Source organism: Pseudomonas sp. P4_C3, assembly GCF_056402075.1.
The window spans coordinates 1-914 of record NZ_JBFUIC010000698.1 but is presented as its reverse complement, the minus strand read 5'-3'; the positions used below and the strand labels follow the sequence as shown (position 1 = coordinate 914).

The following is a 914-nucleotide window of genomic DNA, read 5'->3' as shown; positions in this document are numbered from 1 at the left end:
GGACAGTTCCGGCGTCTCCAGCGCGTGTTTCATCACCGCTTGGGCGACTGCTTTGGCTTCGTCCTTGTTGGTCCGTGTGCGACCACGGTCATACAGTGCCTGCGGTAGGTAATCAAAGCTCACGCCCTTGGCGTGCGGGTGCTGACCAGCAGAAGGGAATACCACCAGCTTGCTGTCGTAGAACTCCACGTTGGAAACAGCGATGAGTGATTCGTGTCGGCTGCGGTAGTGCCAGCGCAGGTAGCGTTCCTGGCTGCCCGCCGCCTTGAACAGGCTGAGAATGCTTTCGATGTCGGCGGTGGATTCGTTGTCGTCATCAGCGACGATGTCGCGGCTGAACAAATCGCTAGGCGGCATCTGCCGGGTGTCCCCCACCACGACCACTTGCTTGCCACGTAAAATCGCGCCAAACGCATCGACGGCCTTGACCTGAGAAGCTTCGTCGAACACCACCACATCGAACGCCAACTTGCCTGGAGGCAGGAAGTTGGCGATAGACATGGGGCTCATCATGAACACCGGTTTGATTTGCTGAATCGCCCGCCCGGCCTTGTCGATCAGTTGACGGATCGGAATGTGCCGACGCTTCTTATTCAGCTCTGCGCGCAAAATTGCCATTTCACCCGGCTGGTTCACATTGGGCATATGTTCCCACACCTGCCGCGCCAGAAACGTTTGCGCATGGCTCAACGAGGCGGTGTCGAGGGCTTTGAACCTGGCGATCTGATGCTCGTGCTTGATGCGGTCAAATTGCTGCAGCGCTGGCTTTTCGGCGTAGACCTTCTGCACCAACCCCGAATACCAGGAAAAATCTAGGATAGATGGCAACTGATCGGGAGTGTCGCTACGCAGGGCAATATTCAGCAACTCATCCAGTTGGGCCTGATGCACTTCGCCCGACAACACGTTAAAGC

1 protein-coding gene is annotated in these 914 nt (G+C 57.1%); it reads right to left on the bottom strand.

The genetic code is table 11. From position 1 onward, the window contains the following. On the bottom strand, positions 1–914 hold a 914-nt coding region (locus AC1DVH_RS31865), incomplete at both ends, for a DEAD/DEAH box helicase (RefSeq protein WP_477757132.1).